This window comes from Streptomyces sp. NPDC057654 (assembly GCF_042800135.1).
GTDB lineage: Bacteria > Actinomycetota > Actinomycetes > Streptomycetales > Streptomycetaceae > Streptomyces.
The window spans coordinates 1-1,367 of sequence record NZ_JBHVHQ010001384.1 but is presented as its reverse complement, the minus strand read 5'-3'; the positions used below and the strand labels follow the sequence as shown (position 1 = coordinate 1,367).

The window sequence follows — 1,367 nt, the reverse complement described above, 5'->3', positions numbered from 1 at the left end:
GTGCGGGTCACCCCCGCCGAGGTCGGGGCGCGGATCGACTACGAGCCCCGGGTGCGCGCGTACGAGGCGCAGGAGGCGGCGCACGCCGCGGAAGCCGCCGCCCTCGTTCCGCACAACCGGGCCGAGCGGCGGCAGGGCACCGCCGCCTACCGCCGCCGCTACGGACGGCCCCCGCGCGCGTAAGCGCCGGCCCGCCCCTACGCCCCTACGCCCGTACGCCCGTAGCCGCAGAGCGTCACCTCATCAGCACCCCCGCCGCCTCCCCCCTGACCTCCGTCGGCACCGCCACCAGCCCCAGTTCCGCCCCGCTCGCCAGCAGCCGGTGGGCGGGGAGGATGCGGACCGTGTAGCCGTAGGGGCCCGTGCGGTTCAGGGTCAAGGGGCCCTCGTAGAGCCAGCCGGCGTCGAGGTCGGGGCCGGCGGTGGGTTTGAGGGGGACGGTGGCGGGGTCGGTGATGCGGTCGGACTCGTCGACGCGGCCGGCGACCGCCTGGACCTCCACGTCGGTCGGGTCGAGGCCGCCGAGGGCGACGCGGACCCGCAGGGCGAGCGTCGAGCCCAGTTCGGCCGTGCCGTTGACGCCGCCGGCCGTCGGCGGAGGCGATGCCGCCGCCGATGTCTCCACATGGTCGACGGCCACGCCCGCCCACGCGTCGCGCACCCGCGCCTTCCAGTCCGCGAGTTCGCGTGCGGCGGCCGGGTCCAGGGAGCGGTGGGCGCGGGCCGCGGGGGTGTAGAGCTGCTGTACATATTCCCGCACCATCCGTCCCGCGAGCACCTTCGGGCCCAGGGTGACCAGCGTCCGGCGGACCATGTCGATCCACCGCTCCGGCAGCCCGCCCGCGCCCCGCTCGTAGAAGCGCGGCGCGATCCGCTCCTCCAGCAGGTCGTACATGGCCGCCGCCTCCAGATCGTCGCGCCGGTCGTGGTCGACGGCCGCGCCGTCCGCCGTGGGGATGGACCAGCCGAAATCCGGCTCGTACCACTCGTCCCACCAGCCGTCCAGGACGGACAGGTTGAGGCAGCCGTTGAGCGCCGCCTTCATTCCGCTGGTGCCGCACGCCTCCAGCGGGCGGAGCGGGTTGTTGAGCCAGATGTCGCAGCCGGGGTACAGCTTCTGCGCCATCGTCATGCCGTAGTCGGGCAGGAAGACGATGCGGTGCCGTACGCGCGGGTCGTCGGCGAAGCGCACCAGTTCCTGTACGAGCCGCTTGCCGCCGTCGTCCGCCGGGTGGGCCTTGCCCGCGACGACGATCTGGATCGGCCGTTCGGGGTGCAGCAGCAGCTCGGTCAGCCGCTCGGGGTCGCGCAGCATGAGGGTGAGGCGCTTGTACGAGGGGACCCGGCGGGCGAAGCCGATGGTGAGG

2 protein-coding genes are annotated in these 1,367 nt (G+C 74.4%); one reads left to right on the top strand and one right to left on the bottom strand.

Features of this window, described 5'->3' with window-relative positions:
* Positions 1–183, top strand: a 183-nt coding sequence (locus ACFU99_RS43800) for a hypothetical protein (RefSeq protein WP_384404384.1), incomplete at its 5' end; no start/stop codon positions are given.
* Positions 184–235: 52 nt separating this feature from the next.
* Here ACFU99_RS43800 and glgP read toward each other — a convergent pair.
* Positions 236–1,367 (bottom strand): alpha-glucan family phosphorylase (gene glgP / locus ACFU99_RS43795; protein WP_384404382.1); only part of this gene is annotated, 1,132 nt, incomplete at its 5' end.